The following is a 23,673-nucleotide window of genomic DNA, read 5'->3' as shown; positions in this document are numbered from 1 at the left end:
AAGGGCTTGGCGCAACCCTATGTTAGGGAACAAGTAATGCCGCCGCTCAACGGCGGAAGTTTCAGTGCTGGGGAGTTCGATGAACCCTAATTTTCGTAATTTCGCTCTGTGGGCAATCATAGCTTTGTTGCTGATTGCTCTGTTCAGCATGTTTCAGAACGCGCCGGCACAAACAGGCTCCAGGGAAATTCCATATTCGCAATTCCTTCGGGAAGTTGATTCAGGCCGCGTCCGCGACGTCACCGTCACCGGCAATCGCGTGGTCGGCAGCTATGTCGAAAACGGAACGCCCTTCCAGACCTATGCTCCGGTCGTGGATGACAGCCTGCTTGAACGCCTGCAAAGCAAGAACGTCAACATTGTCGGCCGTCCGGAATCGGATAGTTCCTCGAGCTTCCTGAGCTATCTCGGCACGTTGTTGCCGATGCTCCTGATTCTCGGCGTCTGGCTGTTCTTCATGCGGCAGATGCAGGGTGGCTCGCGTGGTGCCATGGGCTTTGGCAAGTCCAAGGCCAAGCTGTTGACCGAGGCGCATGGCCGCGTCACCTTCGATGATGTCGCCGGTGTCGACGAAGCCAAGCAGGACCTCGAAGAAATCGTGGAATTCCTGCGTGATCCGCAGAAGTTCCAGCGTCTTGGCGGTCGTATCCCGCGCGGCGTTCTGCTCGTCGGCCCTCCGGGCACGGGTAAGACGCTTCTGGCGCGCGCCATTGCCGGCGAGGCCAATGTGCCGTTCTTCACCATTTCTGGTTCCGACTTCGTTGAAATGTTCGTCGGTGTCGGCGCAAGCCGCGTCCGCGACATGTTCGAACAGGCGAAGAAGAATGCGCCCTGCATCATCTTCATCGACGAAATCGACGCCGTCGGCCGCCATCGTGGCGCCGGTCTCGGCGGGGGTAACGATGAACGTGAGCAGACGCTGAACCAGTTGCTGGTCGAGATGGACGGCTTCGAGGCCAATGAGGGCATCATCCTCATTGCCGCCACCAACCGTCCCGACGTTCTTGACCCGGCGCTGCTGCGTCCCGGCCGCTTCGACCGTCAGGTTGTCGTGCCGAACCCGGACATCGTCGGCCGCGAGCGTATCCTGAAGGTGCACGCCCGCAACGTGCCCCTCGCTCCGAACGTCGATTTGAAGACGCTTGCCCGCGGTACGCCCGGCTTCTCCGGTGCCGACCTGATGAACCTGGTCAACGAAGCCGCCCTGATGGCCGCGCGCCGCAACAAGCGTCTGGTCACCATGCAGGAATTCGAGGACGCCAAGGACAAGATCATGATGGGCGCCGAGCGCCGCTCTTCGGCAATGACCGAGGCGGAAAAGAAGCTCACGGCCTATCACGAAGCTGGTCATGCGATCACGGCGCTCAATGTCGCCATCGCCGATCCGCTGCACAAGGCGACCATCATTCCGCGCGGTCGTGCGCTCGGCATGGTCATGCAGCTTCCCGAGGGCGACCGCTACTCGATGAGCTACAAGTGGATGGTGTCGCGCCTCTGCATCATGATGGGCGGCCGCGTTGCCGAAGAACTGACCTTCGGCAAGGAGAACATCACCTCCGGTGCGTCCTCGGATATCGAGCAGGCGACCAAGCTTGCCCGCGCCATGGTCACGCAGTGGGGCTTCTCCGATGAACTCGGCCAGGTTGCTTATGGTGAAAACCAGCAGGAGGTCTTCCTCGGTCACTCCGTCTCGCAGTCGAAGAATGTCTCCGAGGCGACCGCGCAGAAGATCGACAACGAAGTGCGCCGCCTGATCGACCAGGCTTACAAACAGGCCATGGACATCATCACCACCAAGCACGACGAATTCGTGGCGTTGGCCGAAGGCCTGCTCGAATACGAAACGCTGACCGGCGAAGAGATCAAGGCGCTGATTCGCGGCGAAAAGCCCGCTCGCGATCTCGGTGACGACACACCCCCGAGCCGTGGCTCGGCTGTGCCGAAGACCGGCGCTAAAAAGGATGGCCCGCTTGGCACCAAGGGTGACGAGCCCGAGGGCGGTTTCGAACCGCAGCCACGCTGACGCACAGGATCGATTGAACATGCAGACGAAGAGGCCAGCTCCCATTTAGCAAGGGACTGGCCTTTTTCTTGGTAGCTACGGGTAACGAACGGAGGCGGAGGCCGGTATCGATGAAGGCCCGAGAATCGAAAATGAGTGGAGGGTGGATCCGTTGTCTGTGGTCCGCGATGTTCTTGTCGGTCAAAGCATCGGCCTCGTCTGCATTCATGTCGTGGAGGGCTGCAGTCCGAAAATCAACATCAGCCGGTCCCGTCGCCGCTGTTGCCCTGCTGACGATCGGGCATCTCTATGCATGAAGCATCCGTGATCCTCAGCTCAACGATTACCTGTCCGATCTGCCGCTTCAAGGCGACCGAAACGATGCCAACCGACGCTTGCCAGCATTTCTATGAATGCAAGGGCTGCGGTGTCATCCTTCGGCCAAAGGTCGGTGATTGCTGTGTGTTCTGCTCATATGGAACCGTTGCTTGCCCATCGATCCAGGCTCAGGGCGGGCGACACCGTTGAGGATGTATGAGAAATGCTCGGAGTTCCACCGCAGCCGTACCAACGGCCATCGCCATTTACGCCGATAGACTAGGGGGCGGTTCCGTTTCAGTGGAGAACTGGCCTTTTTTAGTGCTTATTAACGGTAACGCGTTGTAATACGCTTTCTCGGTAATTTAAGTGCTGAGTTTTGCAATGTATGGCATGAGCCTCAAGCATCGATGTTCGCGCCGCCCATGGAATTCCGGGGAGGAGAACGGGATGCCGCAGTCCCTCAGAGGGACGCTGCAATCACGGGAGTGCATATGAAACGTCGCTATTTCGGAACGGACGGAATCCGCGGTCAATCCAATATCTATCCGATGACGCCGGATCTTGCCATGCGCGTGGGTATCGCCGCCGGCACGATCTTCCATCGGGGTAGTCATCGCCATCGAGTGGTCATCGGTAAAGATACGCGTCTCTCCGGCTACATGCTGGAAAACGCCATGGTGGCCGGCTTCACCGCAGCCGGTGTCGATGCGTTCGTTCTTGGCCCTATCCCGACGCCCGCGGTCGCCATGCTGACACGGTCGCTTCGCGCCGATATTGGCGTCATGATTTCCGCTTCGCACAACCCTTACGAAGACAACGGCATCAAGCTTTTCGGCCCTGATGGCTACAAGCTTTCCGACGACCTCGAAACGAAGATCGAGGATCTGCTGGAAAAGGACATGACGGTGCATCTMGCCAAGTCCGAGAATATCGGCCGCGCCAAGCGCGTCGACGGCGTGCATGACCGCTATATCGAACATGCCAAGCGCACGCTGCCGCGCGACGTTACGCTGCAGGGCCTGCGCATCGCCATCGATTGCGCCAATGGCGCCGCCTACAAGGTCGCGCCCGCCGTGCTGTGGGAACTCGGCGCCGACGTCGTGACCATCGGCAACGAGCCGAACGGCACGAACATCAATCTCAATTGTGGTTCCACCAGCCCGGTCGCACTGCAGAAGAAGGTGGACGAAGTGCGCGCCGATATTGGCATTGCGCTCGATGGCGACGCCGATCGCGTCATCATCGTCGACGAAACCGGAACGATCATCGACGGTGACCAACTGATGGCCGTCATTGCTGAGAGCTGGGCCGAGAACCAGTTGCTGCGCGGCAATGGCATTGTTGCKACCGTCATGTCCAATCTCGGTCTGGAACGCTTCCTGGAAGATAAGGGCATGGCACTGGCCCGCACGGCAGTCGGCGACCGTTACGTCGTCGAGCATATGCGCCAACACAACTACAATGTCGGCGGCGAGCAATCCGGTCATATCGTGCTCTCCGACTACGGCACGACCGGCGATGGCCTCGTGGCGGCGCTGCAGATCCTGGCTGCGGTCAAGCGCACCGGCAAACCGGTCAGCGAAGTCTGCCGACGCTTCGAACCGGTGCCGCAGCTCCTGCGTAATGTCCGCATTTCCGGCGGCAAGCCGTTGGAAGACATCCAGGTGCGCCAGGCGATCGCCGATGCCGAAAGTGAGCTGGCCCGCAATGGCCGCCTGGTTATCCGCCCCTCCGGCACCGAGCCGTTGATCCGCGTCATGGCGGAAGGCGATGACCGCGGTCAGATCGAGCGCATCGTTGGCGGCCTGATCGATGTGATCTCAAACGTTCGCAACGCTGCCTGATTAAGCTATCGGCTATTTGCATATTTGCATGAGTTTACGGCCGCCTCACAGAGGCGGCCGTCGGTCTCGCTTAGCGGTGGTTGCGAGTGTCGCCGGTATCGCCCCCGTCAAGAGGATCACCGGAACATTTCGCCGGGATAAGCACCCCAGAGCATGCTCTGCCTGATATAGCCGCTTGCGGAATGCTTCTGCACGGAGACACTGCACCAAGTGCCGGTGCAGGAGCGCAGCTGCAGCAGGACGCCGGGCTGCAGTTCGGCGATGAGTGTGGCCGTTGTGTCCGGGCTTCGGCGCAGCATTGCGTTTGTTTTCAGCCATGGCCCGACGACCGCCGTGCGCAGTCCGGAAAGAAGCGCGCTATGCATCCATCCGGTGGTGCCGGCGTCATCGCGCACCTGCCGCCAATGGCCGTATTCGTCGATAATCTCCAGCGGCAGGCCGGGTTTCATATAGATCCATTTTGTCGGATAGATCGTTGAGGGTCCTACGCGCATGCGGGCTTTATAAGCCTTCAGCGACACGTAGCGAGGAATCGGCAGCCCCGTTTCCAGCCCCTTGTTCCAACTCGTAGCCGCGACGGGCTGTATCCGCATTGGTCCAGCGTAGGAGGCCGTCGCCAGAAAGATAAGTGCGAGGCATAGACCAGCGTACAGATTGTGAAAGTAAGTCAAAGACTTCCTCCATGTTTTACGCCCCGGCTTTGCTCATGGTAACGGCCCGATTATTGCCAATTGGTTTAGAAGCCGGAAACAGCTTGGCCTTATGAGCCTGACCGCCCCTGCTGTAAAAGCCTATCGGCCAAGACAATCCGCTCTCTCAAATTTAATTTTATGAATTACTAATGTATTGCGCAAAGTATATCGAGCAAGTAAACAGGGTAAATATTCGTAGTTAATTAGGTTTTAACCCTTATCATTCATTATCCTTATCATGTCTTTTGATTGGCGGGCGTTTGTCGTGCCAATGCCAATAAATTTGGAGCCAAAGCCATGATGAGAACTTTGATGGGAGCCGCTGCCGCTCTGTTTTTCGGCACATCCGCTTTTTCAGCCGATCTCTATACGCCGGAGCCGGCTCAGCCGGCGCCGGAAGTGGCCGTCAGCCAGTCGAGCGGCTGGTATCTGCGCGGCGATATCGGTTACACCTTCACCAATCTGCGCGGCGCCAACTACTTCCAGGGCTCCAACTCCAGCCTTGTCGATTTCGATAGCGCCTCGCTCGATGACAATGTGACGCTCGGCGGCGGTGTCGGTTACCAGATCAACAACTACCTGCGCACGGACGTGACCCTGGATTATCTCTTCAAGTCCGATTTCAAGGGTTCGACGAGCGGCGATTGCGGCGCCTGCGGCCCCGGTTTCACTGCCGTGCCTGCGACCTCCCGAGACATAGCGTCGCTGACGGCCTATAGCTTGCTTGCCAACGCCTATGTCGATATCGGCACCTACGGCATCTTCACCCCCTATGTGGGCGGTGGTCTCGGCGGCACTTACGTTAAATGGAGCAACCTGAAGAATACGTCTTGCTCCGACGCCGATTCGAGCTCCTGCGACGACACCGTTACGCATAAAGGCCGCGGTAGCTGGCGCTTCACCTACGCGCTGATGGCTGGTACTTCGATCGATCTCTCGTGCAATCTCAAGGCCGATGTCGGCTATCGCTACCGCCACGTCGAAGGCGGCGATATGTTCGGCTATGCGGAAAACGGCGGTCCCGGCTACGACAAGGGCCTCAACCTGCATGAAGCCCGCATCGGCGCCCGCTATACTTTCGGCGGCTGCCAGACGGCCAGCTACATGCCGCCGGCTGATATCCCGGTCCAGCAGCCGGTCTATAAGTAAGCCTCCCAAGTCCAAGTCCTTGAAAAGCCGTCCGGTTCGTCCGGGCGGCTTTTTTTCTGTCGCCGTTAAGCAATTCAGCCGCGTTTTAAACCTTCATTAACCATAAATTCCCTATGGTTAATGAAATGAGAATGGCTGCGGCTCCGTCCGGTCTCTCCTTTGGGAGAGCCAGAATGGCGGGGACGACAGGGGCAGGTCGGCTTGAAAGCCAAGCGCCGGCCCGAGGTTGGAAGGCGAGGGGTGATGATCCGTTTCGACGCTTTGGCGCTGGCCGCGATAATGGCGGGCGCGGTTGCGGGCACTGCCTTTGCGAGTGATCTGCCGCCGGAAATCAAGATGCCCGAAGTCAGCGTCAAGGATGCCCGGGGCTGGTACGTGCGCGGCGATCTCGGCTATGCCGTCAATGCCAGCCACGACGACACGACCTTCCGCACGTATGATTCCACCAGCGGCGATTACAGCTCCAGCCGCTTTAATTCCGATCGCTTCAGCGGCGATTTTTCGGGCGGTCTCGGCGTCGGCTATCAGTTCAATGATCTGTTGCGTGCCGATGTCACCGGCGACTATTTCAGCGGCGATTTCGATGGCCGGATTTCAAGCGCTTCGCCCTGCGCCGGTGGCGTGACCGGTACGGGCTGCTCCAGCAAAGCGCGCTCCTCTTTCAAAGCCGGCAGCCTGATCGTGAACGGCTATGTCGATCTCGGCACGCTCGCCGGCTTCACGCCCTATGTCGGCGCCGGCCTGGGGGCTACAAGGGTCTCCTGGAGCAACGTCAATGCCATCGGCTCCTGCGTCGACGGCGTCTCTGGCTGCGGTGGTGCTGCTTCGGTCAGTACGCGCTATCCCGGCGAAAGCGACTGGCGCATGACCTATGCCTTGATGGCCGGCGTCGCCTATGAGGTGGCGCCGAATGTGAAGCTGGATCTCGGCTATCGCTTCTCACATATCGCCGGGGGTGACATGTTCGGCTATTCGGCCGCGGATTCGGCGGCCGGCGCCAGCGGCACGATGGGTCGTGACGGAGCTTTGTCGCGACACGAGATCCGTATCGGTTTGCGAATCACCACCTGGTAGGATCGCTCCCTACGGCGTCGTCAGCACGTAGGCGATGCGGCGGAAGAAATCCAAGGTGCGGAAGAGGTGCGCTGGAATGCGGCGCCATGCCGTGGATTTCGCGGCACGATAGTCGCGGCGCCAGCCGATCATCGTGGTCCGCTGCAGCGGACTGAAACCGACAATGTTGGCACGCGTGGTGAAGATGGATGTGTGCATATCCCAACCGCGTTCGACGGCGACATCCCAGGGCAGGGACATGACCGCGAGCGCCTTGACAATCTTTTCCGCGCCGCTGCGTGTTACGAGGTAGCAAGCGGTCGAGCCTTGTGGGCCGAAAAGGCAGCGGCCGATCACATCTCCCGTACGGGTGCGGGTCGCGGCCAGGAAACCGCCCCAGCGATGGTTGACGAGCTTGATGACGTCGGCGCTGGGAGCTGCTTCCTTCGCAGCCATGGCGCGGGCGAGAAAATCACCGTCCAGCGCAATGTCGTCTTCGATGATGACGGCCGATTCGCCGCCATCGGCAAGAAATTGGCGCAACGCCATCAGATGGCTGCGATAGCAACCATATTCGCCGGGCAGGATGACCCTGCCATGCCGGCGCTGGAAGCGATCGTGATCGACGTCGATCCATTGATTCCGCGGCAAAAGAGCGCCGTCGACACCCTCGACGCGCTCGATCTTGATGCCGAATTGATTGCTCTGCCGGTTAATTTCCGCCAATCTGTCCGTCGCCCGATCAATATTGATGAGGTAAACGGGCAGCGGCTGCACGGGCGTGCGGGGACTCTCGGACAATATGGCTTGATACATTAAAGACATTTGTTCTTCATCTGTCGGCGCAGATCCATTCAACGCCATTACATATGGTGGGTGTCTGCAAAGATGCCAGCTTTTGTGTGGCTAACTTAACGTGATTATGCTGCGCGAAGCTTATCCACCGGCGCTATTGCTGCACGAATTCGTGAAGCCTTGTCGACCCGCTTATTTTATCTATTGCGCTGGCGGGCTGCTTCCAATATATCCGGCGGCGGGACACTCCTCCCCAACGAGGAGCTTTCTATCTGAGAGGATAGCATCATGACTAAGCTCGCCAAGCCGGACATCCGTCCGAACAATACCCATTTCTCTTCTGGCCCCTGCTCKAAGCGCCCCGGTTGGACGCTCGATGCGCTTTCCGACGCGCCTTTTGGCCGTTCGCATCGTGCGAAAGTCGGCAAGGCCAAGCTGAAGCAGGCCATCGATCTTACTCGCGAAATTCTGGAAGTGCCGGCGGATTACCGCATCGGCATCGTTCCGGCTTCCGATACCGGCGCCGTCGAAATGGCGCTGTGGTCGCTGCTCGGAGAGCGCGGCGTCGACATGCTCGCCTGGGAAAGCTTCGGGGCCGGCTGGGTCACCGACGTCGTCAAGCAGCTCAAGCTCAAGGACGTCCGCAAGCTTGAAGCCGCCTATGGCGAGCTGCCCGACCTTTCCGCCGTCGATTTCGACCGCGACGTGGTCTTCACCTGGAACGGCACGACCTCCGGTGTCCGCGTTCCGAATGCCGATTTCATCCCGGCCGACCGCAAGGGCCTGACGATCTGCGACGCCACCTCGGCCGCTTTCGCTCAGAACCTTGATTTTGCCAAGCTCGATGTCGTCACCTTCTCCTGGCAGAAGGTTTTGGGCGGCGAGGGCGCACACGGCGTCATCATCCTGTCGCCGCGCGCCGTCGAGCGCCTGACGACCTATCAGCCGGCCTGGCCGCTGCCGAAGATCTTCCGCATGACCAGCGGCGGCAAGCTGATTGAAGGCATCTTCACCGGCGAGACCATCAATACGCCGTCGATGCTCTGCGTCGAGGACTATATCGATGCTCTTCTTTGGGCCAAGGACCTCGGCGGTCTCAAGGCGCTGATCGGCCGTGCCGATGCCAACGCCAAGGTCATCCATGACTTCGTTGCTGCCAACGACTGGATTGCCAATCTCGCAGTCAAGGCTGAGACGGAATCCAACACTTCCGTCTGCCTGAAGATCGTCGACAAGGACATTGCCGCTCTCGATGAGGACGGTCAGGCGAATTTCGCCAAGGGTCTGGTCGCGCTGCTTGAAAAGGAAGGCGTCGCCTATGACGTCGGCCACTACCGCGACGCGCCGTCGGGTCTGCGCATCTGGGCCGGTGCGACGATCGAAGCTGCCGACATGCAGAAGCTGATGCCCTGGCTCTCCTGGGCTTTCGAAACGCAGAAGGCGACGCTCTCCCAGGCTGCTGCCTGAGATCATAGCGTCCACGGGCTCCGCCGAGAGGGCGGAGCCAGCATTCGCAATTCTCGTTATTTTCACGCAGTTCCCAACGGAAAACCGCTTCGCATTTTCCTGGAATTGCTTGTCATCGTTGACCCATTTCCCAGGAGGCCTCCATGGCACCTCGCGTTCTCGTATCCGACGAACTGTCGGAAACCGCCGTCCAGATCTTTCGCGATCGCGGCGTTGAAGTCGATTTCCAGCCGCAGCTCGGCAAGGACAAGGAAAAGCTGCTCGAAATCATCGGCAATTATGATGGTCTCGCCATCCGTTCCGCCACCAAGGTGACCGAGAAGATCATCGAAGCGGCGAAGAACCTCAAGGTCGTCGGCCGCGCCGGTATCGGCGTCGACAATGTCGATATCCCGGCTGCTTCGCGCCGCGGTATCATCGTCATGAACACGCCCTTCGGCAATTCGATCACGACTGCGGAACATGCTATCGCGCTGATGTTTGCCGTTGCTCGCCAGCTTCCGTCTGCCGATGCCTCGACCCAGGCCGGCAAGTGGGAAAAGTCGAAGTTCATGGGTGTCGAAATCACCGGCAAGACGCTCGGCGTCATCGGTGCCGGCAATATCGGCTCCATCGTCATTGCCCGCGCCATCGGTCTGAAGATGCACGTCGTTGCCTATGACCCGTTCCTTTCCAAGGAACGCGCCGAGGAAATGGGCGTCGTCAAGGTCGAGCTCGACGAACTCTTTGCTCGCGCCGATTTCATCACGCTGCATGTGCCGCTGACGGACAAGACGCGCAACATCATTGACGCCGACGCGCTCGCCAAGACGAAGCCAGGCGTGCGCATCATTAACTGCGCGCGCGGCGGTCTGGTGGATGAGGCGGCCCTTGCCGCCGCCATCAAGTCCGGCCATGTCGCCGGCGCCGCCTTCGACGTGTTCGAAGTCGAGCCCGCCAAGGAAAGCCCGCTCTTCGGCCTGCCGAATGTCGTCTGCACACCGCATCTCGGCGCATCGACCACGGAAGCGCAGGAGAATGTCGCTCTGCAGGTCGCCGAGCAGATGTCGGATTACCTCGTCAAGGGCGCGGTTTCCAACGCCATCAACATGCCCTCGATCACCGCTGAGGAAGCGCCGATCCTGAAGCCGTTCATCAAGCTCGCCGATGTTCTCGGCGCCTTCGTCGGCCAGGTCACTGAAGATCCGATCAAGGAAATCGAAATCCTCTACGATGGCGTGACCGCCGGCATGAACACGAAGGCTTTGACGAGTGCGCTGCTGGCCGGCCTGATCCGCAATCAGGTTGCTGACGTCAACATGGTTTCGGCGCCGATCATGATCAAGGAAAAGGGTATCGTGCTCGCCGAAGTCAAGCGCGACAAGACCGGGGTCTATGATGGCTACATCAAGCTGACGGTCACCACCGACAGCATGACGCGCTCCGTCGCCGGCACCGTCTTCTCCGACGGCAAGCCGCGCTTCATCCAGATCAAGGGCATCAACCTTGACGCCGATGTCGGCAACCACATGGTTTATATCGCCAATACCGACGTTCCCGGCATGATCGGCTTCATCGGCACGACGCTCGGCGCGGCCAATGTCAACATCGCCAACTTCCAGCTCGGCCGTGACAAGCAGGGCGGCGATGCCATTGCGCTGCTTTACGTCGATGGCGCGATCAACGATGAGGTTTTGGGCAAGCTGACCGCTCACCAGGCGATCCGCCAGGCAAAGCCGCTGGTGTTCAACGTCGACTAAGTTAAGCTCCTCCCAAGAGCGACAAGAAGGCCCGGCGCAACGCGAGTTGCACCGGGTTTTTCGTGATTGCAAACGGGTTGTGGATAAGTTCACGCAGGAGGCTATCGGCTCCCGCGGAACGCGCCTATCTCTTTGTCATGGGGGCGTCACAACGGAATAGTTTCGACAGCATCAAGGGCAGGGCGGCGACGGCTTGGCTCGCGAAACCGGCTGCGGTCGCGATCGTGCTGTTTGCGCGCGCCATTACCGCCGTGAGAGCGATCTGGTCGGAAAGCGGCGTGCCCGCCGGCCGTTGCGTTTATTTCGCCAATCACTCCAGCCATGGTGATTTCATCCTCATCTGGGCGGTGCTGCCGCCGCGGCTTCGCCGGCGAACCCGCCCGGTCGCCGGCGCCGACTATTGGCTGAAATCGAAGCTGAACAGCTTCATCGGCCGTGACGTCTTCAACGCCGTGCTCATCGAACGGGACCGCGAAGCGCGGACGGAAGACCCGATCGAGCAGATGGCGGCCGCCATCGATGCCGGCTCCTCGCTGATCCTATTTCCCGAGGGCACGCGGAACCTGACCGACGTACCCCTGCAGCCTTTCAAGAGCGGGTTGTTTCATCTGGCGAAGATTCGCCCCGATATCGATCTCGTTCCCGTCTGGATCAACAATCTCAACCGTGTCATGCCCAAGGGCGAGTTCGTGCCCATTCCGCTGATCTGTACAGTGACCTTCGGTGACGCGCTGCGCATTGGCGCAGACGAAGAGAAGGCGGATTTTCTGGCACGGGCGCAATCGGCGCTGCTGGCCCTCTCTCCCAATCAAGCGGGGCCAAAACAAGCGGGGAATGGCGAATGAGTGCGGCGAGCGCCGATCTGATCCATCTCGTCCTCGGTATCTTCGGCGTACTGATCGTCGCATCCGTCATCGGCTATGTGCTGCAGCACCGCCTGTCGCCGGATGGCTCCAACGCGGCGATCGAAAACCTGAATGCCCGCATCAAGGCCTGGTGGGCGATGGTGATCCTGATCGGCATCGCCTTTCTGATCGGTCGTGTCGGCGTTCTCCTGCTTTTCGGCTTTTGCTCCTTTGCAGCGCTGCGCGAATTCATCACGCTGACCAACACCCGGCGCGCCGACCATTGGGCACTGGCAACCGCCTTTTTTGTTGTCCTGCCAGTGCAATATTATCTGCTCTGGGCCAGGCAATACGGCATCTTTTCCATCTTCATCCCGGTCTATGCCTTTCTGTTCATGCCGATCATCGCGGTCTTGCGCGGCGATACGGAACGCTTCCTGATGCGCATCGCCGAGGTGCAATGGGCGCTGATGATCTGTGTCTTCTGCGCCTCGCATGTGCCGGCATTGTTGACCCTGCAGATACCCGGCTATGAGGGTCGCAACGTCCTCTTGATCGCCTTCCTCGTCATCGTCGTGCAGCTCAGCGATGTCCTGCAATATGTCTGGGGCAAGCTGTTCGGCCGCCACAAGATCGCGCCGAGACTATCGCCATCCAAAACGGTCGAAGGCTTTCTCGGCGGCGTCGCCAGCGCGACGCTGATCGGGGCGGCGCTTTGGTGGATCACGCCGTTTACGCCGTTTGAGGCCGGCCTGCTTGCCTTCGTGATCACCCTCATGGGCTTTTTCGGCGGGCTGGTGATGTCGGCGATCAAGAGGGATCGTGGCGTCAAGGACTGGGGACATCTGATCGAAGGTCATGGCGGGCTGATCGACCGGCTGGATTCAGTCGTCTTCTCCGCGCCGATCTTCTTTCATCTCGTCCGCTTTTGGTGGTCGCTGTCATGACGGCGCGGGTGAAGGCGCTTGCCGGCAGCAGCATCGTGCATGTGCTTTTCGCCTTTCTCGCCATGGGCGGATGGGCCGTCTTTGCCAACCGCCTGCATCCGATGCCGCAGCCGGTGATCGCAGGTCTCGTCCAGGGCATTCTTTCCGGCTGCCTGACGCTGTTTCTGAAGTCGGTGGTGGAAGCCCTGTCGAGACGGTTCAGCGGCTTCACGGTTCTCTGGGCGCCGCCATTGATCGCCTGTCTCGGCTCTACCGGCATATTGGTGACGATCCATGCGCTCAGCGGCACGCCGGAAATATTGAAGACGATCGCGGTGCCGCTGCTGGTTTCGACCAGCTATGCGGCGATCTACAATTATTCGATTTCCAGCGGGAGGCGTTAGGTTCATGGGCGAGGGAACGGGCGACAGGCGGCCCTTGGCGAGCCGCAACACACGCTGGGCGCAGGCGCTGGCGCGGCGTATGACGAGGCTCTCGGTKACGCCGAACCAGATATCGCAGGCGAGCATGGTCATGGCGGCGCTGGCTGGCGGGGCCTTCTGGCTGTCGGGGCAGGGCGGCGGCGGGTCGCGCGCCATATGGCTGATCCTTGCGGCCCTCTTCTGCCAACTTCGCCTGCTCTGCAATCTGCTGGACGGCATGGTCGCGGTCGAGGGCGGCAAGGGCGAGGCGGATGGGCCGTTCTGGAATGAATTCCCCGATCGCGTCGCCGATATCCTGATCTTTGCCGGCGTCGGCTATGGTATCGCCGCACCGGGCCTCGGCTGGGCCGCCGCTGCCTTTGCCGTTCTCACCGCCTATGTCCGCGAGCTCGGCCGCGCCACTGGCAATCCCAGCGATTTCGGAGGCCCGATGGCCAAACAGCATCGTATGGCGACGATCACCGCGGCTGCCCTGCTGTCTGTTATGGAAGTGCTGTGGAGCGGCAGCTCCTGGGTGCTGACCATCGCGCTCTGGGTCGTCGCCGTCGGGGCCGCGGTGACGGCGCTTCGGCGCGGTTTCAATCTTATCCGGCAGCTAAAAGCCAGAGGTTGATTGGCGATCTCATCCGATGGCGAGCGGCTGTCGCAATGTCGGTGATTCGCCGCCCCTTGCGCCGGGCAGCAATCCTTTCTATATCCCTGATCCATCAAGGCTAGGCGGCCAAATTGCCGTATGCCCGCAGACGATAAAAATCCGCCGCTTTTGCATGGCAACCGGTGGACAGAAGACAGCACCGAAGATCGACTGAGATTGGCGGCAAGACCGTGAACACACTGGATTTTGACAAGAGGCCGGAAGATACGCGCGTCGTCGTCGCCATGTCTGGCGGCGTCGATAGTTCTGTTGTCGCCGGCATTCTGAAGCGCCAGGGCTATGATGTGCTCGGCATCACGCTGCAGCTCTACGATCACGGCGCTGCCGTGCACCGCGCCGGCTCCTGCTGCGCCGGCCAGGATATCGATGATGCCCGCCGCGTCTGCGAGACGCTTGGCATTCCGCATTACGTGCTCGATTACGAAAAGCGTTTCCGCGAGACAGTGATCAATCCCTTCGCTGAAAGCTATGTTGCCGGCGAGACGCCGATCCCCTGCGTTGCCTGCAACCAGACCGTCAAGTTCGCCGATCTCCTGGCAACCGCCAAGGAACTCGGCGCCGATGCGCTGGCGACCGGCCATTATATCCGCTCGCGCCCGAACTCGTCCGCCGACCATCCGGGCCGCCGTGCGCTCTATCGCCCGGCCGATGCCGATCGCGACCAGAGCTATTTCCTCTTTGCCACCACGCAGGAGCAGATCGACTATCTGCGCTTTCCGCTCGGCGGCATGCCGAAGGCGGAAACGCGTGCGCTTGCCGAGGAAATGGGCCTCGTCGTCGCCAAGAAGGCCGACAGCCAGGACATTTGTTTCGTGCCGCAGGGCAAATATTCCGACGTGATCGCCAAGCTGAAGCCGAATGCGGCACTTGCCGGCGAGATCGTCCATCTCGATGGCCGCGTGCTCGGCCAACACGAGGGTATCCTGCATTATACGATCGGTCAGCGCCGCGGCATCGGCATCGCGACCGGCGAGCCTCTTTATGTCGTCTATCTCGACGCCCGCTCGCGCCGCGTCATCGTCGGCCCGAAAGAAGCGCTGGAGACGCACCGTGTCTATCTCCGTGACGTCAACTGGCTCGGCGACGAGCCGCTGAGTCAGGCGGCTTCCGGCGAAGGGTTTGCCTGCTACGCCAAGGTCCGCTCGACCCGCGCCCCGGCACCCGCCGTGCTGCATGCCGATGCGACCGGCATTTATGTCGACCTGACGATCGGCGAAGCCGGCGTTGCCCCGGGCCAGGCCTGCGCGCTCTATTCCGCCCCCGGTGACGACGCCCGCGTCTATGGCGGTGGCTTCATCGAACGCTCCGAGCGCGAACCGACGGCGGAAGCCTCGTTGAAAGCATTGCTGGCCAGCCCCGTCGCCGCCTGAAGGCGGCAGCGCGCCGGGGTAGGGGAAAGCATTGATTTTTCCAAATCATCCGCTTGACACAAAGCCGAACCGCACCTTATAAGCCGCTCAACCGACGAGCCAACGCTCCTCGAGCGGCGGTTTCGTTTGGCCCTTGCACTTAGTCTAACCGACTATGTGCTGTAGTGGCGGAGTAGCTCAGTAGGTCAGAGCAGAGGAATCATAATCCTTGTGTCGGGGGTTCAAATCCCTCCTCCGCTACCATCAGTCCCCCCAAGCAAATCAGCAGGCTTGCCGATCAGTGTTGAAAGATAGCTGATAGGTTCGGCTTCCATGCCAATTCAGTTCGCGGACACCGCCTTCAAACGCCCAAAATCGCATCGATCTGGGCAATCAGGGCGGCATAGGTTTCGATATGTCGGTGGTATTCCGCCTTGATCTCCTCGGTTATCTCGGCAAGAGGGCCATTGCCCTCCTGGCGAAAATGACGGATGTCCTTTTCTTCCATCGACTGAAGTTGTTCCTGATGCTCGGCAATTTTCTGCTCGTAGCTCTTCCGACGTTCATGCAAATCCATCGCACCCTCCATTCGGCAAGCAATCATTTGCTAAGATAGCTCTTTCGGCCGTCATCGGTAAGGCAGTAATGGCCGCCGCGTGGCCCGACGCAATACGATCCACCTCGGCAGGAGCAATCTGTTGAAGTCGTTGGTTCCATGTCCGCGGGCGCTGATCCGAGAAGGGATGCGCCGCCCATGTAAGACTCGCACGATTTCTTGCTCGCGCTGACAGATCCGTCATTGCAGATGAAAGTTGATCCCTGGCAGTGATCGATGCCGCCTTTGCGGCCGCTGCAGGGTGTATTGGCCGCCTCGCAATAAGCCGGCACCAAGATCAAAGTCGCTCCGCAGATTGCAATCCATGCTCGCATCAAGTCCCCTCTGTGCGAGAACTATTCGATCGCTGCAATGAGACGCGAAGGTCGAATGAGCCGCGCGCAAGAGGCCGCTTCGCCTGAAATTATGACGATTTTATCCGGAATTGCGTGAAAATCGAGTGCGAGTATTCGCCGATAAGTCGCGACGTCGGCGGCGCCAACGTCTCAGAAGTCAATGAAGAAGCTGCAGCACCATAAGCGCTACCGTGGTTATACCAGCGCATACCGTCATGGCAGTCAGAATCGAAGTCGACATCATCTCGCTCCTCAAACCGAATTTTCGGAACTGATTACAGAAGCGGGAGCGGGATGTCGCGTGACAGATAGCGTGACGTAGCGTGAGTTCACCTCGGCGACCGGAAGCCGGACGACTTCGCAGCCTTTATTTATTCAGCCTCCGCTCGAAACTAAGCTGGAATGACATCTCAAAAAAGCCCCCGCCTACTTGAGTTTCAGCGGGGGGAGGAAATATGACAGAACTCTTATATTAGAATATGCGAATTCTATATCAAAGGCGAAAGCGGATTCAAAAACCTCTGTTCGGCCAGTTTGGGTAACTTTTTGTTTCTGCGGTGGCCCAAAAGACTTGTTGCGATCGCAACAGCGTAAGCGAGCCACACTTACTGAGATATTTGATAGCGAAGAAATCAGGCCGACTCAGCTTTCACCATTATCAATGCGTCGTCTCAAATCCTCGGCGAAATATTTGTAGTTCTCCAGCATGTCCTCATAGTGAGTGAGGACTATGGCCGTGATGTCCTCCCAAGGGCCGTCACCGAATTTGGCTTGATGCTGAATTTCCCCGGCCTGAATGCGAGAGATGCGCTGCGAGAACTCCTCGATTTGCCCGACGCAGTCTGCCAAACGTTCGACAAGCGATGTACCCATCTTCTCCTCCGTCCTGCGCGTAATGACTGTGCAGAAGTCAACAATGATAGGCGCGGAAAGACAAGCTATCCGAGAGGGCATACGCCTGTCAGCTCGCTTTTGGGCAAGGACGATGCGGCGTGCGCGGCGCTATTGGCGCTGGCGGCAGGCAATGGGCTTCATGTTTGCCGGTTAATTTCATGCTGCAATGCCGCAATAGTGCCGTCCGCGAACGCAATGTCGCCTTGATGCTGTGAGAGGCCCTGCCGCGACGGTTGCCGATGCTCGGCCGCTTTTACCAGGAATTACGAGACCAGCGATGCATTGGGATCTAATAACAATCGCAGCAATTTTTGCTCTGTTTGCCGCCGTGCGAGAGGGCCGGCTTATCCTTGCCAAGGCAAGAGATTCGAATTGGAATAGCTTCAGGCTCCGCTAGCCGCAAAACACTTCACGATAACGCCGTGAGTCCAGGCGACAGAAAAAGTGCGCAACGAGTTCATTCTTGCGTCCTTTTTGTGAAGATTATGACTCCTTGCCGCGTTGGTGCGGCAAGGGGGATGCATCATGGATTACTACGTGACACTCGCAGTATGCGTTACCGCCGGGTCGTTCGTCTTTGCGGTTATGAATATTCGCTAGGATCGGCACGGCTGGTGTAAGGGAACGCCGTACAGGCGCGAGTCCAATGAACGCGCACCTGTATCGGTCGAGTGGTGTCCGAGCCTACAGCCTCGGGCAGGTCAAAGGCGTGAAGAGCTCAATGCATCATAGGCATTGATCAAACGGTCGACATCCAGCCCATGCTCTTGCGGCCCGAAGCTGAGGTGGCTGACGGTAAAGTCCGCGTAGATCGCGGTGGGCCGATCGAGGAAGGTCGGCAGGTCGACCGTCAGGGCGTATTCGTCATCGCCTTTCGGAAGAGCCATATGCAGCAGGTCTTTGCCGAGCCAGGATATGAAGTTGATCGATTGGCGCTCCGTCCATTCGATGACCTTATTCGGTAAAGGCAGGTACTTGTCGTCCTTTTCCAGGAAGTAGTCGTGAAGCTGGGTTGCGCGCTCGGCGCTCTGCCACAGGCTCCCGCCGAACCCGCCAGGGGGGCGCTCGAAATGGCCGAGGTCATCGGGCAATGCGCCGCCTTGTTGTTGCCAATAGGCGCACACGCCGTTGTTCACGACATTTGCGGAGACGACGAAGTAATTCGGATTGGCTCTTCTGAACTCGATGAATTCATTGAGTTTTTCGATGTCCAGATAGACGATGTCGTCGTCGCACTTCAGGAATACCGCGCTGGAAAACCGCTCCAGCCGTTTCGCGTAGTAGTCATAAGCCTGCCAATAGGGCAGTTTTTCATTGGGATTGCCGACATAACGCCGCACGGGGGCGTTTACATCGCAAAGTTCCAAATCGGCGCCCCATCCCCCGCGGACCATGACCGATGCGCCGGAACCCAAGTTCAGCTCGGGCCATTTGCCGATCGTCACGCCGTTCACCTGAAGTACGGGAGCGCCGGCCGAGTCGATGCTGAGGACGACCTGGTTCGGCAGGCTTGGTGAGAGAACGCCGGGAGTCGATTTGCTCCAAATCGTCGTGGCTTCAGCCCTGCTTGCGAAATTATTGAGGTCGCTGCGGTTGATGCTGCGAAGAACCGAGTGGGTATTGACCCAGCCACCGACGACAATTTCGTAACAGGTTTCGTCCTCACCATTCGGAAGAATGGCGATATGAAGATCGTGGTCTATTTTCGCATTGGTGCGGAAAGAGGAACGCGACGTGACCGCTCCCTTTACCTGATAGGGCGCTTCGGACCCCATGTATCGCGCCGGGCCGAATTCGCGCGTAACCCAGTCGCTATCTTCAGAGGAACGCGTGAAATCCCATATGTGCCATTCATCAATGATGCCGTCATTGATTGCCTTGCGGATGTACTTGGTCAAAATCTCCATTCGCTTTTGCCGCCCGGCGAATGTCACAAGTATTACAGGATTCATAGTGTCCTCTTCGCTCGCAGCCGTTGCCGCAATCCAACTTTAAAGTGATGCCGGCTCAGTCAACAAACGGCTGTCGCTCGCAAGCGGTGCGTAATCGTTCCATTGGGCCAGTTTCTGGAGATAGCGGCGCCGGTAGTCTTGATCGTCCTCGAATTCGATATTCTCCAGAACGATCTCGGCGCCAACCTCGTAGTACACATCAAGATTGCGCAGGTCGGGCGCGGGCGTTTCTCCGCGCTCGATCTCGCCCTGCATCTGCCAGAACAGATGCTCGAGACGCCGCGCAAGGCCTGGAATATCGCGCAACGCGCTGGTCTCGCGCTGGCGCTGCAAGGAATCCCGGATCGCCGTGAGGCTCTCGCGGTCATGCGCGAACGCGATAGCGCGGCTGACATAATCATCCGGTCCGCTGCAGATCAGCTMGGGAACGCCGGCAGCCGCAACGATGCTGCTGCAGAAGCGCGAGGCGAAGCTTTTTCCGGGCATGGTCAAGACCGGCAGCCCGACGGTGATGGCGTCAGCCGCGGTGGAATGCGCCCCATAGGGGAAGGTGTCCAGGAAGAGATCGGCCAGCGCCATTCGCGCGAGATGGTTTGGATTGGCGGCCTTGGACGCGAAAATAAGACGCTCGGGCGCCACGCCGTTTTGCTCGGCCATCTGGCGCAGGCGCTGGTTGACGTCCGGTGCCTCAGCCAGCAGCCACAGCACGCTGTCGGGTGTCGCGGAAAGGATCTGCATCCAGCGGGCAAAGCAGTTGGCGGTGATCTTCTGCATGCCGTTGAGGCAGGCGTAGACGAAGGCGTCCTCCGGCAGGCCGGCTTCCGCGCGGGTCGGCCGCGCGGCGATCAGCCGTTTGCGGTCGATGGGCTGGTTGCAGGCAATCCGCAGCACCTTTTCCGTATAGTAGATTTCGTTCTCCGGCGGGATGATGTGCTCGTCCGCGATGATGTATTGATGGAACGGGCTGGCAGTCGTGCCGGGATAGCCGCAGAAATTGACGATGACCGGCGCCGGGCGGTAGGCGAAGATCTTCGCGCGTGCATGTTTGGTGTATCCGTTGACGTCGACGAGAATGTCGATCTCGTCAGCGCGGATTTGCTTTGCCGCGTCGATATCGCTGAGCGTAGAGATTTCCCGCCAGCAATCCACCGCGTTCTTGATCCGCGTTTGTGTTGCGTCGTTGGATCGGGGCTCGCCGCAATAATAGGCGAAGACCTCGACGCTGCTCTTGTCATGCAGCTCCAGAACTTCCCTAAGCGCAAAGCCGACCGCGTGATCGCGCAGATCTGATGAGACATAGCCGACGCGCAAGCGCTCTCCAGTCCCCGATTTCTGCTTTGGGGCCTGGCGTGGGAAATCACGGAGATCGGGCCGCCCGATCAGAGATTTGTGATAGCGATAGGCCTTGGCGAGCTGAAATAGGGGATCGTCGGTGTAGCAGCCGAGAATCAAGGGCGACATCGCGTCCAACAGGTTCCGGGCCGAAACGTGTTCGGACGTGACCAAAGTCGGCCACTTACATTGGTGCTGCCGCAACGACGTCCAATGCTGTCCTGCCTCGGTCTTGGTGGGCTGCAGCTCGATCGCCTGCCATAAAGCCGCTTCCGCCTCTTCGAGCGAACCGACGCTTTCGAGAACGCGGCCGATGTGCTGGAGGGCCATCAGGCGATAGCCAATCTTTTCAGCCGTGATCTCKGCGGTCGCTTTTGCGAAATCTCGCCATTGCTCGACAGCCCGGCCGTGCAGGCCGCTGTCTTCCAGCAGACGGCCAAGGTTGATGTGCGCCGGCCCGAATTGCGGAGACAGCTTCAGACAGGCTCGCAGCGCGTGGATCGCACCCGCAGTATCACCACTTTGGTTGGCGGCAACCGCATAGTTGAAATAAGCAAGATGCAGCAGGGGATTGGTGTCGTTGAAGGCGATCCACGTCTTGTAAAGCTCAACTGCCTGCGCGTGCTTTCCGATGCCGTTCAAAACTTCGGCGAGTTGGAACAGTTCGCCAAGCGGCAATTGCTGGTTCCGCGCCCTCTCCGACGCGCTGACGAGCGGCGAGACCTGGGGCGAGACAGAGGCAATATTGACGGTCATGGACATCCTGCGACAAGACGGCCTTGCGGCCGAGGGTGTGAACTGACGAGCGAAAGCGTCATCCCTTCTAGCGCAGCTAGCTTGCGTCGGACTGGTTGTTTTCAGTGGGAGCTGTGGCAGGGAGCGGGACGTCCTCCGCCCATGACACACGGCGAAGTGGGCCCTCCGTAGCCTGCCGAGAGGCATGACGAGCAAATCGCAACGATTCCGATTCACATCTCACGAAGAAAGCGCCGCGCAATCTCTCGCGCGACGCTGAGGTCTATTGCGGCGCGTATGAAACCGCGCCGCAATCCGTTGGATCTTAGTTGTAGGCCGCGTAGGCCGAGATGACCGCTGAGACCTGTCCTTGATCCAGTGCCTGCACCTGTGTGGTGGTGAAAGCGTAAAGCTGGGCGCTGGAGAGCGACGCGATGTCATCCGTGGACAGTCCAGCCAGACCCGCCGTGCTGATCGCCGCGATCTCGTCAGTCGAGAAGGTTGCGATGTCAGCGGTGGAGAGGGCGCCGACTTCGGAGGCCGTCATCGCGCCGATCTGCGTGCTCGTGAGAGCGGCGACCTGATCGGTGGAGAGGGCGGCAACCTGTGCGGAGCTCAGGGCCGAGACTTGGCCGGTCTTCAGCACACCGATCTGATCGGTGGAGAGGGCGGCAACGTCGTCGGTGGAGAGCGCGCCGATCTGCGAGCTTGTCAGCGCGCCGACCTGGTCGGTGGTCAGGACCTTGGCCTGGTCGGTGGAGAGAGCGCCGATCTGGGTGGTGCTCAGCTTAGCGATCTGGCTGGTCTTCAGAGCAGCAACCTGATCGGTGGAGAGAGCAGCAACCTTATCGGAGGTCAGTCCGGACAGAGCCGAAGTGCTGATCGCCGCGATCTCGTCGGTCGAGAAGGTTGCGATATCAGCGGTGGACAGAGCACCAACTTCCGTTGCCGTCAGAGCGCCGATCTGCGTCGAAGTCAGAGCGGCAGCCTGGTCGGTGGAGAGGGCTGCAACCTGTGCGGAGCTCAGGGCTGAGACTTGACCGGTCTTCAGTACACCGATCTGAGCGGTAGTGAGGGCGGCAACATCGTCAGTCGAGAGTGCACCGATCTGCGAGCTTGTCAAAGCACTGACCTGGTCGGTGGTCAGAACCTTGGCCTGGTCGGTCGAGAGAGCGCCGATCTGAGTGGTGCTGAGCTTCGCGACCTGACTGGTGGTCAGAGCGGCCACCTGATCGGTCGAGAGGGCAGCAACCTTGTCGGAGGTCAGGCCCGACAGAGCCGCGGTGCTGATCGCTGCGATCTCGTCAGTCGAGAAGGTCGCGATGTCAGCGGTGGACAGAGCACCAACTTCGGTTGCCGTCAGGGCACCGATCTGGGTCGAGGACAGAGCAGCAGCCTGGTCGGTGGAGAGGGCTGCGATCTGGGCCGACTTCAGGGCGGCGACCTGAGCTGTCTTCAGAACACCGATCTGAGCGGTGGTGAGAGCGGCAACGTCGTCAGTGGAGAGGGCTGAGATCTGGGTCGAGGACAGAGCGGCAACCTGATCAGTGGTCAGAACCTTGGCTTGGTCGGTCGAGAGTGCGCCGATCTGGGTGGTGCTGAGCTTCGCGATCTGGCTGGTCTTGAGAGCGGCCACCTGATCGGTCGAGAGCGCTGCAACCTTGTCAGAGGTCAGTCCGGACAGAGCCGCGGTGCTGATCGCTGCGATCTCATCGGTGGAGAAGGTCGCAAGGTCAGCGGTGGAGAGTGCGCCAACTTCCGTTGCCGACAGGGCACCGATTTGCGTGCTCGTGAGAGCGGCAGCCTGGTCAGTGGAGAGGGCTGCAATCTGTGCGGAGCTCAGGGCTGCGACCTGGCCGGTCTTCAGCACACCGATCTGATCGGTGGAGAGGACGGCAACGTCGTCGGTGGAGAGTGCACCGATCTGCGAGCTTGTCAAAGCACTGACCTGGTTGGTGGTCAGAACCTTGGCCTGGTCGGTGGAAAGTGCGCCGATCTGGCTGGTGCTGAGCTTCGCGACCTGGCTGGTGGTCAGAGCGGCCACCTGATCAGTCGAGAGGGCAGCAACCTTGTCAGAGGTCAGGCCCGACAGAGCCGCGGTGCTGATCGCCGCGATCTCGTCAGTCGAGAAGGTGGCGATATCAGCGGTGGAGAGGGCGCCAACTTCCGTAGCCGTCAGAGCGCCGATCTGGGTCGAGGTCAGAGCAGCAGCCTGGTCAGTGGAAAGGGCTGCGATCTGGGCCGACTTCAGGGCGGCGACCTGAGCCGTCTTCAGGACACCGATTTGAGCGGTGGTCAGAGCGGCAACATCGTCAGTGGAGAGTGCTGCGATCTGGGTTCCGGACAGAGCGGCCACCTGGTCGGTGGTCAGAACCTTGGCCTGGTCGGTCGAGAGTGCGCCGACCTGAGCGGTGCTGAGCTTCGCGACCTGGCTGGTCTTCAGAGCGGCCACCTGATCGGTCGAGAGCGCTGCAACCTTGTCAGAGGTCAGACCCGACAGAGCTGCAGTGCTGATCGCCGCATCGCCGC

The 23,673-nt window shown here is 59.8% G+C and carries 18 protein-coding genes, 1 tRNA gene and 1 pseudogene; 13 read left to right on the top strand and 7 right to left on the bottom strand.

Features of this window, described 5'->3' with window-relative positions; genetic code table 11:
• Positions 1-79: 79 nt before the first annotated feature.
• The 3 genes from ftsH (at position 80) to glmM (ending at position 4,167) form a co-directional block, all read left to right on the top strand.
• Complete coding sequence (ftsH, locus tag QD357_RS27345) at positions 80-2,023, top strand: ATP-dependent zinc metalloprotease FtsH (protein ID WP_414125463.1); 1,944 nt, start codon at positions 80-82, stop codon at positions 2,021-2,023.
• A 288-nt stretch (positions 2,024-2,311) separates the two neighbouring features.
• Positions 2,312-2,530 carry a GDCCVxC domain-containing (seleno)protein gene (locus QD357_RS27340; protein ID WP_107109088.1) on the top strand — a complete coding sequence of 73 codons (219 nt, stop codon included), beginning with the start codon at positions 2,312-2,314 and terminating at the stop codon, positions 2,528-2,530.
• Between the two features lie 284 nt (positions 2,531-2,814).
• Positions 2,815-4,167, top strand: a complete 1,353-nt coding sequence (gene glmM, locus QD357_RS27335) for a phosphoglucosamine mutase (protein WP_107109087.1) — start codon at positions 2,815-2,817, stop codon at positions 4,165-4,167.
• 116 nt (positions 4,168-4,283) lie between these two features.
• On the opposite strand, the gene QD357_RS27330 is transcribed toward glmM, so the two are convergent.
• Positions 4,284-4,760, bottom strand: coding sequence for an SH3 domain-containing protein (locus QD357_RS27330; RefSeq protein WP_331371116.1), 477 nt, complete (start codon positions 4,758-4,760; stop codon positions 4,284-4,286).
• A gap of 396 nt (positions 4,761-5,156) precedes the next feature.
• Here QD357_RS27330 and QD357_RS27325 point away from each other — a divergent pair, with 396 nt between their 5' ends.
• On the top strand, positions 5,157-6,008 hold the full coding sequence (locus QD357_RS27325; RefSeq protein ID WP_107109085.1) for an outer membrane protein: 852 nt from the start codon (positions 5,157-5,159) through the stop codon (positions 6,006-6,008).
• 243 nt (positions 6,009-6,251) lie between these two features.
• Positions 6,252-7,082, top strand: coding sequence for an outer membrane protein (locus QD357_RS27320; RefSeq protein WP_107109084.1), 831 nt, complete (start codon positions 6,252-6,254; stop codon positions 7,080-7,082).
• 9 nt (positions 7,083-7,091) lie between these two features.
• Here QD357_RS27320 and QD357_RS27315 read toward each other — a convergent pair whose 3' ends face one another.
• A complete protein-coding gene (locus QD357_RS27315; protein WP_246451095.1) occupies positions 7,092-7,886 on the bottom strand; it encodes a glycosyltransferase family 25 protein in 795 nt (264 codons plus the stop codon).
• Positions 7,887-8,144: 258 nt separating this feature from the next.
• Here QD357_RS27315 and QD357_RS27310 point away from each other — a divergent pair, with 258 nt between their 5' ends.
• The 8 genes from QD357_RS27310 to QD357_RS27275 all read left to right on the top strand — a co-directional run bounded on the left by QD357_RS27310 (position 8,145) and on the right by QD357_RS27275 (position 15,544).
• Positions 8,145-9,323 (top strand): phosphoserine transaminase, encoded by a 1,179-nt coding sequence (locus tag QD357_RS27310; protein ID WP_107109082.1) that lies wholly within the window; start codon positions 8,145-8,147, stop codon positions 9,321-9,323.
• A gap of 143 nt (positions 9,324-9,466) precedes the next feature.
• Positions 9,467-11,062: a phosphoglycerate dehydrogenase gene (gene serA, locus QD357_RS27305; protein WP_107109081.1), complete on the top strand. Its 1,596-nt coding sequence runs from the start codon at positions 9,467-9,469 to the stop codon at positions 11,060-11,062.
• A gap of 137 nt (positions 11,063-11,199) precedes the next feature.
• Positions 11,200-11,907 (top strand): lysophospholipid acyltransferase family protein, encoded by a 708-nt coding sequence (locus tag QD357_RS27300; protein WP_107109080.1) that lies wholly within the window; start codon positions 11,200-11,202, stop codon positions 11,905-11,907.
• Entirely contained in the window at positions 11,904-12,854 is a 951-nt protein-coding gene (locus tag QD357_RS27295) for a phosphatidate cytidylyltransferase (protein WP_107109079.1), read from the top strand. The genes QD357_RS27300 and QD357_RS27295 overlap by 4 nt, the downstream gene beginning before the upstream one ends.
• Complete coding sequence (locus tag QD357_RS27290; RefSeq protein ID WP_107109456.1) at positions 12,851-13,237, top strand: hypothetical protein; 387 nt, start codon at positions 12,851-12,853, stop codon at positions 13,235-13,237. Before QD357_RS27295 ends, QD357_RS27290 begins: the two co-directional genes overlap by 4 nt.
• Positions 13,238-13,241: 4 nt before the next feature.
• Positions 13,242-13,889: a CDP-alcohol phosphatidyltransferase family protein gene (locus tag QD357_RS27285; protein WP_107109078.1), complete on the top strand. Its 648-nt coding sequence runs from the start codon at positions 13,242-13,244 to the stop codon at positions 13,887-13,889.
• A 212-nt stretch (positions 13,890-14,101) separates the two neighbouring features.
• On the top strand, positions 14,102-15,301 hold the full coding sequence (mnmA, locus tag QD357_RS27280; RefSeq protein WP_107109077.1) for a tRNA 2-thiouridine(34) synthase MnmA: 1,200 nt from the start codon (positions 14,102-14,104) through the stop codon (positions 15,299-15,301).
• 166 nt (positions 15,302-15,467) lie between these two features.
• Positions 15,468-15,544 (top strand) — tRNA-Met (locus QD357_RS27275).
• 97 nt (positions 15,545-15,641) lie between these two features.
• Here the strand turns inward: QD357_RS27275 and QD357_RS27270 are convergent.
• The 5 genes and pseudogenes from QD357_RS27270 to QD357_RS27250 form a co-directional block, all read right to left on the bottom strand.
• Entirely contained in the window at positions 15,642-15,857 is a 216-nt protein-coding gene (locus QD357_RS27270) for a hypothetical protein (protein WP_107109076.1), read from the bottom strand.
• A gap of 1,016 nt (positions 15,858-16,873) precedes the next feature.
• Positions 16,874-17,104, bottom strand: coding sequence for a hypothetical protein (locus QD357_RS27265; protein ID WP_107109074.1), 231 nt, complete (start codon positions 17,102-17,104; stop codon positions 16,874-16,876).
• 722 nt (positions 17,105-17,826) lie between these two features.
• Entirely contained in the window at positions 17,827-19,032 is a 1,206-nt protein-coding gene (locus QD357_RS27260; RefSeq protein ID WP_414125461.1) for a hypothetical protein, read from the bottom strand.
• 84 nt (positions 19,033-19,116) lie between these two features.
• Complete coding sequence (locus tag QD357_RS27255; protein ID WP_414125460.1) at positions 19,117-21,165, bottom strand: glycosyl transferase; 2,049 nt, start codon at positions 21,163-21,165, stop codon at positions 19,117-19,119.
• A 304-nt stretch (positions 21,166-21,469) separates the two neighbouring features.
• Positions 21,470-23,673, bottom strand: a pseudogene (locus QD357_RS27250) (hypothetical protein); the annotation flags it as partial.

It is taken from the genome of Rhizobium sp. BR 317 (assembly GCF_047445835.1).
Taxonomy (GTDB): domain Bacteria; phylum Pseudomonadota; class Alphaproteobacteria; order Rhizobiales; family Rhizobiaceae; genus Rhizobium; species Rhizobium paranaense.
Note: the sequence above shows the minus strand (reverse complement) of the source record. Positions and strands in the feature narration are given on the sequence as shown.

Excerpts from the sequence above, each read along its gene's own strand:
- QD357_RS27270 (WP_107109076.1), bottom strand. The coding sequence starts at position 15,857 with ATGGATTTGCATGAACGTCGGAAGAGCTACGAGCAGAAAATTGCCGAG.
- QD357_RS27300 (WP_107109080.1), top strand. The coding sequence starts at position 11,200 with ATGGGGGCGTCACAACGGAATAGTTTCGACAGCATCAAGGGCAGGGCG.
- QD357_RS27330 (WP_331371116.1), bottom strand. The coding sequence starts at position 4,760 with ATGCGGATACAGCCCGTCGCGGCTACGAGTTGGAACAAGGGGCTGGAA.
- QD357_RS27320 (WP_107109084.1), top strand. The coding sequence starts at position 6,252 with ATGATCCGTTTCGACGCTTTGGCGCTGGCCGCGATAATGGCGGGCGCG.
- QD357_RS27315 (WP_246451095.1), bottom strand. The coding sequence starts at position 7,886 with ATGTCTTTAATGTATCAAGCCATATTGTCCGAGAGTCCCCGCACGCCC.
- ftsH (WP_414125463.1), top strand. The coding sequence starts at position 80 with ATGAACCCTAATTTTCGTAATTTCGCTCTGTGGGCAATCATAGCTTTG.
- QD357_RS27295 (WP_107109079.1), top strand. The coding sequence starts at position 11,904 with ATGAGTGCGGCGAGCGCCGATCTGATCCATCTCGTCCTCGGTATCTTC.
- serA (WP_107109081.1), top strand. The coding sequence starts at position 9,467 with ATGGCACCTCGCGTTCTCGTATCCGACGAACTGTCGGAAACCGCCGTC.
- QD357_RS27260 (WP_414125461.1), bottom strand. The coding sequence starts at position 19,032 with ATGGAGATTTTGACCAAGTACATCCGCAAGGCAATCAATGACGGCATC.
- QD357_RS27265 (WP_107109074.1), bottom strand. The coding sequence starts at position 17,104 with ATGGGTACATCGCTTGTCGAACGTTTGGCAGACTGCGTCGGGCAAATC.
- QD357_RS27340 (WP_107109088.1), top strand. The coding sequence starts at position 2,312 with ATGCATGAAGCATCCGTGATCCTCAGCTCAACGATTACCTGTCCGATC.
- QD357_RS27325 (WP_107109085.1), top strand. The coding sequence starts at position 5,157 with ATGATGAGAACTTTGATGGGAGCCGCTGCCGCTCTGTTTTTCGGCACA.
- QD357_RS27290 (WP_107109456.1), top strand. The coding sequence starts at position 12,851 with ATGACGGCGCGGGTGAAGGCGCTTGCCGGCAGCAGCATCGTGCATGTG.